Origin of the sequence: Halorhabdus amylolytica, assembly GCF_004944975.1 — an archaeon.
GTDB lineage: Archaea > Halobacteriota > Halobacteria > Halobacteriales > Haloarculaceae > Halorhabdus > Halorhabdus amylolytica.
In genome coordinates this window covers 69745-83270 of record NZ_SPQG01000009.1, presented here as the reverse complement: position 1 = coordinate 83270, position 13526 = coordinate 69745, and the positions used below count along the sequence as shown (strand labels likewise).

Sequence of the window (13526 nt, the reverse complement as noted above, 5' to 3'; positions counted from 1 at the left end):
CGCCCCCCGATTCGCCCTCTGTCTCGGGACTTCGACGTGTCTGGCTGGTCTCGTGTTTTGCTTGACTCTCGATCCCGTCACTTTCAGACAGTAGAAGACGTTAGGGCTGTGATTCCGCTCGTTCGAGCCGGTCGTGCTGTATCGCTTCGACGAACCCGGTGAAATTATCGAACAGCGTCTTTGCCTGCCGGGCCTCGTCGTAGTTGCCCTCATGGATCCCGTCGAAGACGCTGTCGATTCGCTCCGAAGGGAGTTCATCCGACTTCCCCCGTGTGATCATCTCAGCCGTCTCCATATCGTACTCCGGGTGGAACTGGACAGCGAACACACGGCCTTTCTGGAAGCTCTGAATCCCGTACTCGTTTTTCGCGGCCACCGTCGCTCCGGGGGGTGCCTCAGTGACGTGATCGGAATGGCTCATGAACACCGTCATCGTCTCGTCGATCCCCTCGAACAGGCGACTGTTGTCGTCGTGTTCGACCGTCCGGTACCCGAGTTCGTACTCGCCCATGCTCTTGACGCTCCCGCCCATGACGTCAGCCAGTAACTGATGGCCGAAACAGACCCCCAGCGCGGGCAGCCCCGCCCGGATCGCGTCACCGACCCAGACCTTCAACTCGCCGATCCACTCCCGGTCCCAGTACACTGACGCGCTCGACCCGGTGATCACGAACCCGTCGTACTGGAACCCCGACGGAAGCTCCCCCGACGGAGAGTGAAAGACCTCCAGATCGGCGTCCAGTTCCCGCTCGAAGTTCCGCCGGGTATCCGCCGCTTCGTGGGCTGCGTTCAACAAAGCGAGACGTGGACAGTCCATTTGTGCACATCTATCCGCCCAAAGAGAAATACGGTTTCGTCTCGTCATCTTTTGCCACCACTCGTCGATAGTCAGTCGGCAGTGAGCGAACTGACGCGACGGACGTCAGCTTCGAGGCGATCCGCGTACCTCAGACGGCGTTCACGAGCTTCAGATTCGGTGATCTCCGCGGTCACGTCCATTTCGTGAGTCAGTGGTTCGTAGGCGTCGACGTCGAACCCCATCCGGCCAAGGTACTCCCGGACGGCTTCCGAGGAGAGTCCCTCACGGATCGCAGCGTCGACGTACTGCCCGACGACGTCGAACTCCGGGAGGACGATTTCCTCCGCGGTGAGTTGTCCCGTCTCACCCTCGATCCGGACCGGGACCTCCGTCAGGAGATCGACGATCGCGACGAGTTCGTCGGCCAGCCGGAGGACCTGGCTCGGGAGCGCAGTGTCCGGGGATCGCCATTCGACAGTCGAGAACCGCTCGCGGAGTTGCACCGGCGTCCAAACGGCACTCTCCGGGCCGAAATAGGACTCGACGCGCTCCCGATCGAACCCGGTGATGATCGATTGCGTGACGAACTCGCCGTAGCGGTGTTCGAGCCGCTTGGCCCACTCCTCGCGATCCTCGGCGTACGACCACAATCGACCCTGGTGTGGCAGCGTTTCGTAGGCCATCCGACGGTAGAGCTGTGACCGCGCGCCGGTCGTCAACCGCTCATGGCCGAAGTACGGCGAGGAGTTGACCAGCGCCAGGGCAGGATCGAGGGCGATCAGCGTGTTCAACTGGTCGATGACGTGCCCCGGCTGTTGTTCGACGTGGATGTGCGTCCCCGCACAGTGACGGACGTACTCGAAATTCGATCCGACGACCCGATCCTGGATTCTCGTCCGTTCGCCAGGACGGTCTTCGATCGTGCCGTCGTACATCGGCGTTCCGAGCGGAACGAGGCGCTTGTCCAGGCCCGCTGCCCGCTGGAGCACCCGATTCAGCCGTTCGTAGAACTCCGATCGAAGTTCCGCCGTGGACTCACACGGTGTCGTCTTGATCTCCAGCAGTGGCTCGACGAACTCCCGTTCGACCCCTTCGCCCGCGTCGGTAAGGGATCCTGGATCTGTCAAGCGGCCCTGTCCGTCGATCACCCAGTACTCCACCTCGATGCTACGACGGAGCGGGACTGAATCCGCTCCACTGTTGCCCAGTGCGTCTCGATCCGAGGACTCCCCGGGATCGATCCGGTCAGACATTCTCGGAGGCTCTCCCACGACGACTCACTTGCCGATCGAGAGAGCCCCTCCTCTCTCGACCCGATGAACGCTTTAGGAGACCCCTCTCACGACTCAGACGATGCCCGCCTTCGAGTCGAGCCGCTCGATTACTGGCCCGGACAGCCGACCGAACCGCGATTATCGTGTGCATTGTTCACATACACTCGCTATCGAATAGCATCGGTATATTAACGCTTGTGGACATATCTGTCGATAGTCCTAATACAATATTATTAAACGAACTCTACACGACACGATCGCGCGACGTGCAGACATCTAACCGTATGTTCGTCAAGATAGAGGATCGACAGCGTCCGGCGCGCGGAGCGAGATCGCCTCGCGATCTCGATACGGCGAGCGGTGATAGCGCGGAACGAAGTTCCGCGGACCATTCAAGCGGGCGCGTAGCCCCCGCGAGAAGAAACCGCGAGCCAGCGCGCCGGTTCCCCGCCGGAGCGAAGCGAGACGCGACCGACGGGAGCGTCTCGAAAACGCGACGGCGGCTTTTTTGGTCGAGATTTTTTGGCCGAGCGGTTCGCCGAAGGCGAACCCGAGGCGAAAAAAGGTCGTCTCCTACTGGAAGCCGATACGGCCCGAGCCCCGGCGGCGATCAGGTTCGGGGGCGCCGCCTTTGAACTCGTCTTCCATCTGTTCGAAGTACTCGCGGATGTCTTCGTCGATGGTCGGGCGGACGTCCTCGAGGGCGGTCCGGAAGTGACTCATGCCGATCTCCTCGGCGTCCTCGTTCTCCCGGAGCGCGCGGATCGCCGCCTCCCGGCTGATCGACTCCAGGTCGCTACCGACGTAGCCCTCGGTCACCTCGGCGAGTTCGCGCAACGAGACATCCGGTGAGAGCGGCGAGTCGCCGGTGTGGATCTTCAGGATCTCCTCACGGCCCTCGACGTCGGGTTCGCCGATGTAGACGAGCCGATCGAACCGACCTGAGCGGATCAAGGCGGGGTCGATCATGTCCGGTCGGTTAGTCGCGCCGATGATCATGACGTCCTCCATGTCCTCTAGACCGTCCATCTCGGTCAGCAACTGGTTGACGACGCGTTCGGAGACGTTCGAGCCTGTCCCCTGCCCGCCACGGCCGGGGGCCAGGGAGTCGAGTTCGTCGAAGAACACGACCGTCGGGGCGACCTGCTTGGCCTTCCGGAAGGTCTGGCGGATGGCCTTTTCGCTCTCCCCGACCCACTTGCTGAGCAGCTGGGGGCCGCGCACGGAGATGAAGTTGGCGTCGGTCTCGTTGGCGACGGCCTTGGCCATCAGCGTCTTACCCGTGCCCGGCGGCCCGTACAGGAGGACGCCACTCGGTGGGGTGACACCCATGCGCGTGAACTTCTCGGGGCTGGACATGGGCCACTCGACGGACTCCTGGACTTCGCTTTTGGCCGTCTGGAGGCCGCCGACATCGTCCCAGGAGACTTTCGGCAGTTCGACGAGGACCTCCCGCATCGCCGACGGGGAGACCTCGTTCAGCGCCCCCTTGAAGTCCTCACGCTTGATGATCATCCGGTCGATCAGGCTCGGCGGGACTTCCTTCTCGTCTAAATCGATCTCGGGGAGGTACCGCCGAAGGGCCTTCATCGCTGCCTCCTTGGTGAGGCTCTCGATGTCGGCGCCGACGAAACCGTGAGTGTCCTCGGCCATCCGACCGAGGTCGACATCGTCGGAGAGGGGCATCCCGCGAGTGTGGATCTGGAGGATCTCCTCGCGACCAGTCTCGTCCGGGACACCGATCTCGATCTCGCGATCGAATCGACCCGGGCGACGGAGAGCGGGGTCGACGCTGTCGACGCGGTTAGTCGCGGCGATGACGACCACCTGTCCGCGCGACTCCAGGCCGTCCATCATGGTCAGTAACTGGGCGACGACCCGGCGCTCGACCTCGCCAGTGACGTCCTCCCGTTTGGGTGCGATCGAGTCGAGTTCGTCGATGAAGATGATCGAGGGTGCCTCCTCGGTGGCATCCTCGAAGATCTCCCGCAGTTGCTGTTCGGACTCGCCGTAGTACTTCGAGATGATCTCCGGGCCGGCGATCGAGAAGAAACTCGCAGAAGTCTCGTTGGCGACGGCTTTCGCCAGTAACGTCTTGCCCGTCCCCGGCGGGCCGTGTAGCAGGACGCCGGAGGGTGGTTCGATCCCCAGTTTCTTGAAGATCTGGGGATGTTTCATCGGCAACTCGACCATCTCGCGGACGCGCTGGATCTCCTTCTCTAAGCCGCCGATGTCCTCGTAGGTGATGCCGCCGCCGGTCTTCTCGTAGCCCGAGATGGGTTCCTCGCGCAACTCGACATCCGTGTCTTCGGTGACGAGGACGACGCCCTCGGGTTCGGTCTCGACGGCGATCAGCGGGATCGCCTGTCCGGGCGAGCGCATGAAGGGGTGGTTCGTCGAGGACATCACGGGGACGATGTCACGCTCGACGACCGGTCGTTTCAGGATCTGTCGTTTGACCATGCCGGCAGCGTCAGAGCCGAACTGCACCGAGGCTTCCTCGGGCGGTGCCAGCACCAGCGAGTCGGCCTTCTCGGCCTCAGCCTTGCGTATCTCGACGCGCTCGCCGATTCCCACGTCGGCGTTCTGTCGCGTGAACCCGTCGATACGGACGGTATCGGTGTTCCAGTCCTGCCGGTCGGCCCGCCAGACCTTCGCGGCGGTCGTCTCGGCACCCTCGATCTCGATGATGTCGCCTGGAGAGAGCTTCAGGTGCAACAGCGTGTCGGGGTCGAGGCGCGCGATGCCCCGGCCCGAGTCGTTCGGGTAGGCCTTCGCGACCTCTAGCTGGACTTCGTTCATGAGGGGAGTATGTCACTCTGGGGCATCCCCGGAGATATGCTTTTTGCTACCGGGAACGGGACGTCTCCGGCCAGGTTCCGGCGCCGTCAGAGATGTCACCGGAGAAAACCGGCCGTTTTTGTCCCCATAACGTCTCTGTGGGGGCATGCAGACGCTCGCCTTCGACGGCCGGATGGGCGCCAGCGGGGACATGATCCTTGCGGCCCTGCTCGACGCCGGGGCCGATCCGACTGTCCTGGACCCCGTCGAGGACGCACTGGACGTCGAGTACGTCCTCGAACGGACGACAACGGGCGGCATTGAGGCGGCGACCGTCGACGTCCGCTACATCCCCGAGACGGACGACGACGTCACCGAACCCACGGACGAACACGACTATCACGGTCACGGAAACGCACGCTCCAAGGAGAGTGGTGACGAACGTGGACACGACCACGGGGACGCACACTCCCACGAACCTGACGAGGAGCAGTCCCACCGCCACGACGTCGATCACACTCACGAACACGAAGAGGAGCAGTCCCACCGCCACGACGTCGACCGCGCTATCGCCCACAACGAGGAAAGCTCCCACGGCCACGACGACGATAGGCTCTCCGACGGACATCCGGTCGAAGAGCACGGTCCGACACGGACCTACGCCGAGGTTCTCAGCATCGTCGAGGGGATGGGATTGCCCGAGGCAGTGGAAAGACGGGCACTCTCGATCTTCAAGCGCCTCGGCGAGGCAGAGGCGACCGTCCACGGGACCGACCTCGAAGAGACGCACTTCCACGAAGTAGGGGCCGACGACGCCATCGCGGACGTGGTCGGCGCCGCGCTCCTCCTCGCGGACCTCGATCCGGACCGGATCGTCACGACGCCGCTGTCGACCGGCGACGGCGAGGTTCAAATGGCTCACGGCACCACGAGCGTTCCCGCACCAGCCGTCGTCGAGATCGCGGCCGACGCCGACTATTCGATCCAGGGTGGGCCGGTCGAGCGGGAACTCCTGACGCCGACCGGCGCGGCGATTCTCGCCGAAGTCGCCGAGGGCGTCGAGACGCTTCCGGCGATGGACGTGGCGGATTCCGGCTACGGGGCGGGCGATCACGACACCGGCGGCCGGGCCAATGCGCTCCGGGTGCTGGCTGGCGAGACGGCCGGAAACCTCCGCAAAGAGGCGATCACCGTCTTGGAAACGAACGTCGACGACGCGACGCCCGAAGTACTGGGTGGACTTCAGGAAACGCTCGTCGATGTGGGTGCCCGGGACGTGTCGATCGTCCCGGCGACGATGAAGAAGACCCGGCCGGGTAATCTCATCAAGGTGATTGTCAAGCCGGAAGACGCCGATCGCGTGGCGCGGAAACTCGCCGAGGAGACGGGGACACTCGGCGTCCGCGAGCACGGTGCCGGACACCGATGGGTCGCCGATCGTGAGACATGCACGGTCGAGATCGAGATCGACAGCGAGGCCTACACTGTCGACGTGAAGGTCGCCACTGACCGCGACGGAACCTGGCTTGATGCGAGTGCCGAGTACGACGACGCCCTCGCTGTTGCCCGCGAGACCGACCGGCCGGTCAGGGAAATCCTCGATCGTGCCGAGCGGGCGATCAGTGACTGAGTGCTCCTGAGCGTTCACAGCAGGTCGGGGTCCGGCACGTACCCGTCGAACTGCCGCTTGGCGTAACGAAATCCGACCCAGCCGAACAACCAGGCCAGCCCGACGCTTGCGGTGGCGGTTCCAAGGCGTTCGATCGGACCTGTTCCCATCACCCAGGCGGCCAGCACCGGCAGGGACGCGATCGCGAGGACGATCACGAACAGCCCGAAGGCGAACGTACTTGGTTCGACTGTCTCCGATGCGCCGGGGATCGACTGCGTTTCGACCGACGGGAAGACGATGCCGGCGGCCAGGGCGATCCCCGGCGCGCCAAGTGCCATCCCGCTGCCGACGATCGCCAGGGCGAGGATCGTCACCGGGGGCGTCCCAAGCAGTGCGCCGAGGACGATTGTCCCGCCGATAGTTGCCGGGAGCCCGACTAGCCAGCCGGCGATGACGAGGCCGGCGAGGAACGAACGCGTGTCGACGCCGGCCGTCACCGTGATCGGGAGCAGTCCCTCCTCGCCGCCGATCGGATTCAGCGCGAAGGCCGTCCCCGTTGTGACGACGCCGGCGGCCGCGGCCCCGTGGGGGAGCCACGACGGGATCGACCCGTCCTGGATGGCGAACTGCACACCGAACATTGCCAGCACGAAGTACGGCAGCAGTCCGTACTGGACCATAAACGGCGACCGTCTGGCGCGGAGGACGGATTTTCGGGCGACGGCTCGCGCCGCCATCGATAGGCGTGCCTCGGGGAGCCAGCCCAGGATATCCGTTCCCGCGACCGTCGTGTCCGCTCGCTCCGCGGGCCGGACGCGCTCGCCGAACCAGACCCGCCGCGCCAGCCCCACCCCCATACTTGTGACGAGCGGCATACCGAGGCAGAGAACGCCGAGCGCACCCAGCAGGTGGATCGACTGCGGGGAGACGTTCGGCGTCCCGGCGAGGGTGAGATCACCAAGCCAGGCGGGCGGCAGCGCGAGCAGTGGCTCGACGATCGCTTGAGACAGTGCGTGGCCCTCCAGAAAGAACATGTAGCCCCCGAACGCCAGGAATGTCCCGACAACCCCCAGCTTCCCCCGGTTGCGCGTGACGAACGTCGATCGCATCGAGACGTATTTGAACGCCATCCCGACTGCGAACCCGACGACTACCACCAGCGCGAGGACACAGAGCGCGACTGCGGCCAGGACCGCCGCCGCTACTGGGTCACCGGTCCCGATACCGAACCCCAGGACCGTCAACGCGGCCGGTAGGCCGACAAACAGGAGCCCGCGGACGGCTTCCGCACCCATCACGCCCACCGCGACGGCGGCCGGCGAGGTCGCGGTCAGCACTGCCCCAGGGGCGTCGAGCGATCCGCTTCGCTTGACGGTTCGCTGGGCGACGAGAAAGGTCCCGAACACCAGCACTGCCAGCGCGCCGAGGCGGGGCTGAGTCATCGTCGCCAGCCCGTCCTCGGCCACGACCGAGCCCATGAAGAACCCCGTAACACCGCCGATGAGGCCGTAGAATAATCCCACAGCTACCCCGGCGACCAGCTTGTTGGACTCGCTCGTCCGCAGTCGCCGCCAGGTCCGTCTCACCTCCGTCCGGGCGACCAGCATCGCCGCGGCCGCCAGCTGTCTACGCTCGCGAGTCATTGGTCGGTTGGCGCGGCGACGCTGGAACGCGAGCGGGTCACGTTCAGGAAGACATCTTCGAGGTTTGCGTCCTCACCGGCCGTCTCCTCCAGTTCGTCCGGTGGTCCCTCGGCGACGAGACGGCCGTCCTGTAGCACGCCGACCCGATCGCCCAGTTCCTCGACGACGGGTAGAATGTGCGTCGAGAGAAACACTGTCACGCCGCGATCGGATACGTCGGCGATCGTGTCTTTGACCGCCCGCGCCGCTCGCGGGTCCAGGCCGGCGGTCGGTTCGTCCAGGAACAGGACCTCGGGCTCGTGCAGCAGTGCGCCGATCAGCCCGAGCTTCTGTTTCATCCCCTTCGAGTAGCCCGAGACGGCACGGTCGGCCCCATTCGTGAGTCCAAATCGGTCGAGAAATGACTCGATACGCTCGTCGGCCTCGATGCCGCGCAATCCGGCGACGTATTCGAGGTTCTCTCGCCCGGTCAGTTCCGGATAGACCGGCGGTTCCTCGGGCAGATACCCGATATGTGGCGTGACGCGCTCTCGACGGCCGATCGACTCGTCCGCGACGGTCGCCGTGCCGGCGGTCGGCTTCTGGAGCGTCGTCAGTATCTGGATCGTCGAGGTCTTGCCGGCACCGTTGGGGCCGAGAAAGCCATAGACGGCACCCTGTGGGACGGTCAGATCCAGGTCCCGGACGGCGATTGCCTCGCCGTACACTTTCCGGAGGGAGTCGGTCTCGATGGCGGGGGCGTCGCTCATATGTGACTGTCCAGACAGGGCCGGCAAACGGATTTCGGTATCGGCTGGCGTGCACGCTCCGTCCGACGATGTTCGCCACGCACGTCACTCGGTACGCTCGCGGTGTTCGGCCAGCGCCTCCTCGACCGTCAACTCGCCGGCCGCAACCCGACGGGCCAGTCGTTCGTCGATCGCCCGGTTGTCATCGCCGGCCTCGCGCGAGCGGTCCTTGATCCGCTGGAGTTCACCCGCGGTCGGATCGACATCGATCGAATCGACGCGCTCGCCCTCGATCCGGGCGATGTTGACCGCCGCGAGCACGTCGCCCATCCCCCGCGCACCGGTGCCGAGGTACGGTGTCGTCCCGGTCTCGTCGACCACTTCGACGGGCACGTCCTCCAGATCGTCGACGATCCGTGAACCGACCAGGCGGGCGCCGTCCCCGATCCGCACCAGCGGGTCCGCGGCGTCGGCGACCTCCCGGCGGACCACCTCGCCTACCTTCGCGGCCGGGACCTGGAAGGCGCCGATCACCACGTCGCCGGCGAGCACTGCGATCCCCGGCTTCTCGCCAGGGTCGACCCCGACGATCACCCGTCCGTCCTCTCCCCGCAGGATCGCAAGCAGGTTCTCGACGGCACGACGGGGTTCGGCGGGATCGGCCTCGACGATCGTCACGTCCTCGGGGCCCTCGATCGAATCGTCGGGACCCACGACGACCACCTCGGTCCGCTTGGGGAACGGATCGTCGGGTTCGATCGTGGTGAACGCCACGCCGCGGTCGCGTAACTCCGTGACTACACCGTGATACAGCTCGAAGTTCTCGGTGGCGACGACGATCACTGTCTATGGATACGTAGCCAGGGAGAAATAAAGCCGCGGCCACTCGTGCTCTGGATTGTCACCGCTCTCCTGTTTCGAGGTCTCCCGCTGGTCGACCTCGCTGCTCGCGGTTCCGTTCGTCACCGCTCTCCTGTTTCGAGGTCTCCCGCTGGTCGACCTCGCTGCTCACTCATCGCCTCCCAGATCTCCGCACACCCACAGCCGTCCTCGACATCTTCGAGATGCTCGTAGTCGTCGTCCGGCGTTTCACTCATGTTACTCAGATCCTTAGTAACTACACCATCCGCGGCCAGTAAATATCTTTCGGGACCGTGTCGACCATCTGGACGGAGCGGGAGTCGACGTGGCGTATCCGTCAACCACCCCACCCTACTCGCTCACGGCCTTCGCGGTTCGCTCCTTGAGGGTAGCATGAGACCGGTGACATCCTCCGCGCCGTGAACGGAGAGGGAGCGTAGCTCCCTCAAGCAGTCGGGCGTAGCCCGACGACGGCGGGATTCTCTCGCTGTTTCAAGATAGTTCACGCACTCGATGATCCAATTGCTGGTACACAGCTTGAAGAGTGCCCATACCCGTAATTACCGTAGACGGTGGGATGTGTCTTTTCGGTAGGAAAGGAGAACGACGAACCGTTCACGGTGTCGAATGTCCGCCACAGCGATAGACGCTGAGGATCGACTATCGTTGCCTAACGGATGCTGCGAGAAAGTATAGGCCAGTGAAAGCCACTGCACTGAGGGAGACGAATAGCAGGCCAAGCGGATTGAGGTCTCCCCGACTACTAAGCCAGACAACGACGAAAACGGTGAATATCACCCCTGCCTCTTTTCCCAGTGTTAGTCGCCAAATTGGGAGCGATTGGAGAGCCATAGGTACCGTAATGGGTTAGACGATTATGATTTTTATTGATCGTATATTCGCATGCTCTATCGAACAACTGCTTCGCTGAATGTCATATGAAAATAATTCCTTGTGGGAAGTTCTATGACACGCTTTGTAAGAGTTAATGCACCGGCGCCGTGAAGGAGCGACAATGACCGACGACAGTGCGGCAGAGCTACTCGAACACCTCGATCTCGGGGAATACGAGTCGACGGCGCTGACACAGTTACTCACGCTCGGGCGGACAACGGCGCCGAACCTCGCTGAGGTGACGGGGATCCCGCGAGCCCGGATCTACGACGTCCTCGGGACGCTCGCGAACGCGGGCTACATCAAGGAGATTCCGGGCCGACCCAAGGAGTACGAGGCCAAACACCCGGAAGAGATCCTCGACCGGGCGATCGAGAACCGCCGACAGTCCTTCGAGTCGTTCCAGGCCGATGTCGAGTCGGTCCGGGAAGAGTTCCTCTCGCAGTTCGGCCCACTCTACGAGCGCGCCAGCGAGGACGTCACGCCGGCCGAAGACCTCTTTCACGTCGTGGACGTCGGTGATCCAAGCGAGACGGAGACCCGCGCTCTCTACCGTAATGCCGACCGGGAGATCGCCGTCCTCACCAAGTCCTTGGAGTACTTCGAGTCGGTCCGACCGGCCTTCGCCGACGCCTACGAGCGTGACGTCGCGATCCGCGTCCTGCTGCTTGACCCCTCACACCTCTCGGCGGACAACCGTCGGGTACAGGCCGACCGAATCGAAACCCTCCGAGAGGCGTTCCCGCAGGTCGACCTCCGGTTCAGCAACGAGCGCCTCCCCTGGCGTGGAACGATCGCCGATCCCAGCATGGACTACGAGACCGGAAAGGCGATCGTCCTCGTCGAAGAGACGGACATCCCACTGTCGATGCGCCAGGCCGCAGTCACCGAAAACGGCTCGTTCGTCGCCGGACTCGGTCGGTACTTCGAGTTGATCTGGGACCACGACAGCACTTCCGTCGAGTGACGCGGTAGTGGTCCGGACGATCAACCTAGCCGTCGTTCGAGGCGCTCGCGGACCGTCCCCTCGATGGAGTGTCGGACCTCCCACCCGAGCGTCTCCCGGGCAGACGAGGTGTCGACCGCGAACTCGGAAACGAGCGTTTCCCCGCCAGCACGCGGGTTCTCGACGAGTTCCACGTCGACGTCGACGTCGAACTCGCCGGCGATCGACTGGATCCGGTCGGCGACGGTCCGAACGCTCGGGTCCTCGTCGCTGGCAAGCTCGTAACGTTCGACGCCGGTCTCGCCTGCGGCGAGTTGTCCCGCGAGGCGTTCCGCGCTCCGAACGTACGCCCGCGCGATATCCTTGACGTGGACGTAATTGCGGGCCTGCGTCCCTGGTTCGTAGACGGTCAGCGTCTCGCCCGCGAACACCCGATCGAGGAAGAAGTTGATGACTGTCCCTTTCGAGACGACCCGATCGCCGATACGATGGTCCCCGTAGAGGTTCGACTTCAAGAAGAGGTGGGCCGGGAACGCGCCGTCGGCGTATGTCTCGATCGCGCGCTCGTTGAGCAGTTTCGTCCGACCGTACCAGTTCATGGGGTCCCGGGGCTGGTCGGCAGTGATCGGGAAGGACGACGGATCGCCGAGGACAGCCATGCTGAACGGGAAGATCATCGCCGCACCGGTCTTCCGGCAGAACCACGCGACGTTCTCGGTCCCGTAGACGTTCGTCTCGTAGGTCAGATCCGGTTGTTCCTCGCAGTCGTCGACGCCACTGATCGCCGCCAGATGCATCACCACGTCGCTGCCGGACAGTGCGTCCTCCAGACGACGGCGATCCCGCACGTCGACGTGCTGGACGGTCACGTCGCCGATCTCCCGGACGTCGCCCAGGTAGAAGTTGTCGATCGCCGTGAGTTCCCAGTCGGGATGGGTCGCCTGCAGGCGGTCGACGACGCGGGAGCCGATATACCCGGCCGCGCCGGTGACGGCGATCGAGAGCGGTTCTTCGGAGTCGAAGGATTCGTCTCCAGTCATACGTTGATCTCCCGTGGATCGCGGAGAGTCCCGGCGAGGTCACGGACGCCCTCCCGGAGGGTCCACTCGGTCTCGAAACCAGTCTCTTCGAGACGATCGAAGTTCACGTGGTAGGAGGGGCCGGGGTGTTCGTCTTCGAGGTAGGTCACGTCGACGGGGGCGACCTCCTCGCTGACGATCTCGGCGATCTCGCTGATCCGGTAGTTGCCGGCGTCGCTGCCGACGTTGTAGACGCCCTGGGGCCACGATTCGGGATTGCGGGCGGCGTGAGCGAACGCCCGGGCGGCGTCCCGAACGTGGATGAACGGCCGCCAGTTCGACCCGTCGCCGTATACCGTCAGCGGTCGGCCGGTCAGTGCCCGGAAGACGAAATGATTGACCACGAGGTTGAACCGTACCCCCGGAGCGTAACCGTAGTTCGTACTCATCCGGAGTGCGGTCGCGTTCGCCCCGGTCGCCTCGGCAAACTCGGCGACGACCGTCTCGGCCTGCACTTTCGCTTCGGCGTAGGGATTCAACGGGTCCGGCTCGGTATCCTCGTCAATATCGGTCGTCGCTGCGCGACCGTAATTGTTACACGAAGAGGCGAACACGAGGTTCTCGACATCGAGTTTTCGGGCCGCGTTGACGACGTTCTCCGTTCCCTCTCGGTTGACTGCCATCGTCTCCTCGCGACGATCGTGGGTACTCGCCGCGCCGGTGATCGCCGCCAGGTGGATCACGCTATCGACGCCACGGGTTGCGTTTTCGACGTCGCCGTACTCCCGGACGTCACCCCGTCGGAAGTCCAGATCGTCGTCGACGCGAGTCTCCAGCAGGTTGCGTGGCGATCCACTCGCGAGCGAGTCGAGCACTACGATCCGGTCGACGTCGTCGGCCGCATCGAGCAGGGCCAATAGGGCGCTGCCGATATAGCCCATTCCGCCAGTGACCAGTACGTCCATGGGA

The 13526-nt window shown here is 64.2% G+C and carries 11 protein-coding genes; 2 read left to right on the top strand and 9 right to left on the bottom strand.

The genetic code is table 11. The features are described from left to right. Positions 1-100 precede the first annotated feature (100 nt). The 3 genes from E3374_RS11915 to E3374_RS11905 form a co-directional block, all read right to left on the bottom strand. A complete protein-coding gene (locus E3374_RS11915) occupies positions 101-817 on the bottom strand; it encodes a type 1 glutamine amidotransferase (RefSeq protein WP_136689288.1) in 717 nt (238 codons plus the stop codon). A gap of 71 nt (positions 818-888) precedes the next feature. Continuing rightward, the gene (locus E3374_RS11910; RefSeq protein WP_136689287.1) at positions 889-2052 is read right to left on the bottom strand and encodes a glutamate-cysteine ligase family protein; all 1164 of its coding nucleotides are present in this window, start codon (positions 2050-2052) and stop codon (positions 889-891) included. A 594-nt stretch (positions 2053-2646) separates the two neighbouring features. Beyond that, the gene (locus E3374_RS11905; protein ID WP_136689286.1) at positions 2647-4875 is read right to left on the bottom strand and encodes a CDC48 family AAA ATPase; all 2229 of its coding nucleotides are present in this window, start codon (positions 4873-4875) and stop codon (positions 2647-2649) included. A gap of 145 nt (positions 4876-5020) precedes the next feature. Here E3374_RS11905 and larC point away from each other — a divergent pair, with 145 nt between their 5' ends. Continuing rightward, the gene (gene larC / locus E3374_RS11900; protein ID WP_136689285.1) at positions 5021-6484 is read left to right on the top strand and encodes a nickel pincer cofactor biosynthesis protein LarC; all 1464 of its coding nucleotides are present in this window, start codon (positions 5021-5023) and stop codon (positions 6482-6484) included. A gap of 14 nt (positions 6485-6498) precedes the next feature. Here larC and E3374_RS11895 read toward each other — a convergent pair whose 3' ends face one another. The 4 genes from E3374_RS11895 to E3374_RS17890 all read right to left on the bottom strand — a co-directional run bounded on the left by E3374_RS11895 (position 6499) and on the right by E3374_RS17890 (position 9934). Next, positions 6499-8109, bottom strand: a complete 1611-nt coding sequence (locus E3374_RS11895) for a hypothetical protein (protein WP_136689284.1) — start codon at positions 8107-8109, stop codon at positions 6499-6501. Further along, positions 8106-8858 (bottom strand): ABC transporter ATP-binding protein, encoded by a 753-nt coding sequence (locus E3374_RS11890; RefSeq protein ID WP_136689283.1) that lies wholly within the window; start codon positions 8856-8858, stop codon positions 8106-8108. The genes E3374_RS11895 and E3374_RS11890 overlap by 4 nt, the downstream gene beginning before the upstream one ends. Before the next feature lie 84 nt (positions 8859-8942). Beyond that, positions 8943-9680: a hypothetical protein gene (locus E3374_RS11885; protein ID WP_136689282.1), complete on the bottom strand. Its 738-nt coding sequence runs from the start codon at positions 9678-9680 to the stop codon at positions 8943-8945. A 119-nt stretch (positions 9681-9799) separates the two neighbouring features. Further along, complete coding sequence (locus E3374_RS17890; RefSeq protein WP_282568468.1) at positions 9800-9934, bottom strand: hypothetical protein; 135 nt, start codon at positions 9932-9934, stop codon at positions 9800-9802. A 779-nt stretch (positions 9935-10713) separates the two neighbouring features. Between E3374_RS17890 and E3374_RS11875 the strand changes: the two genes are divergently transcribed. Beyond that, complete coding sequence (locus E3374_RS11875; protein WP_136689280.1) at positions 10714-11559, top strand: TrmB family transcriptional regulator; 846 nt, start codon at positions 10714-10716, stop codon at positions 11557-11559. Positions 11560-11579: 20 nt separating this feature from the next. Here E3374_RS11875 and E3374_RS11870 read toward each other — a convergent pair whose 3' ends face one another. Together E3374_RS11870 and E3374_RS11865 are read right to left on the bottom strand one after the other, a co-directional pair. Further along, the gene (locus E3374_RS11870; RefSeq protein WP_136689279.1) at positions 11580-12578 is read right to left on the bottom strand and encodes an NAD-dependent epimerase/dehydratase family protein; all 999 of its coding nucleotides are present in this window, start codon (positions 12576-12578) and stop codon (positions 11580-11582) included. Then, positions 12575-13522: an NAD-dependent epimerase/dehydratase family protein gene (locus E3374_RS11865; RefSeq protein WP_136689278.1), complete on the bottom strand. Its 948-nt coding sequence runs from the start codon at positions 13520-13522 to the stop codon at positions 12575-12577. The genes E3374_RS11870 and E3374_RS11865 overlap by 4 nt, the downstream gene beginning before the upstream one ends. Positions 13523-13526 lie beyond the last annotated feature (4 nt).

What these genes read in the sequence shown, in the direction of transcription:
- E3374_RS11915 (WP_136689288.1), bottom strand. Translation starts at nt 817, where the DNA reads ATGGACTGTCCACGTCTCGCTTTGTTGAACGCAGCCCACGAAGCGGCG.
- E3374_RS11910 (WP_136689287.1), bottom strand. Translation starts at nt 2,052, where the DNA reads ATGTCTGACCGGATCGATCCCGGGGAGTCCTCGGATCGAGACGCACTG.
- E3374_RS11905 (WP_136689286.1), bottom strand. Translation starts at nt 4,875, where the DNA reads ATGAACGAAGTCCAGCTAGAGGTCGCGAAGGCCTACCCGAACGACTCG.
- larC (WP_136689285.1), top strand. Translation starts at nt 5,021, where the DNA reads ATGCAGACGCTCGCCTTCGACGGCCGGATGGGCGCCAGCGGGGACATG.
- E3374_RS11895 (WP_136689284.1), bottom strand. Translation starts at nt 8,109, where the DNA reads ATGACTCGCGAGCGTAGACAGCTGGCGGCCGCGGCGATGCTGGTCGCC.
- E3374_RS11890 (WP_136689283.1), bottom strand. Translation starts at nt 8,858, where the DNA reads ATGAGCGACGCCCCCGCCATCGAGACCGACTCCCTCCGGAAAGTGTAC.
- E3374_RS17890 (WP_282568468.1), bottom strand. Translation starts at nt 9,934, where the DNA reads ATGAGTGAAACGCCGGACGACGACTACGAGCATCTCGAAGATGTCGAG.
- E3374_RS11875 (WP_136689280.1), top strand. Translation starts at nt 10,714, where the DNA reads ATGACCGACGACAGTGCGGCAGAGCTACTCGAACACCTCGATCTCGGG.
- E3374_RS11870 (WP_136689279.1), bottom strand. Translation starts at nt 12,578, where the DNA reads ATGACTGGAGACGAATCCTTCGACTCCGAAGAACCGCTCTCGATCGCC.
- E3374_RS11865 (WP_136689278.1), bottom strand. Translation starts at nt 13,522, where the DNA reads ATGGACGTACTGGTCACTGGCGGAATGGGCTATATCGGCAGCGCCCTA.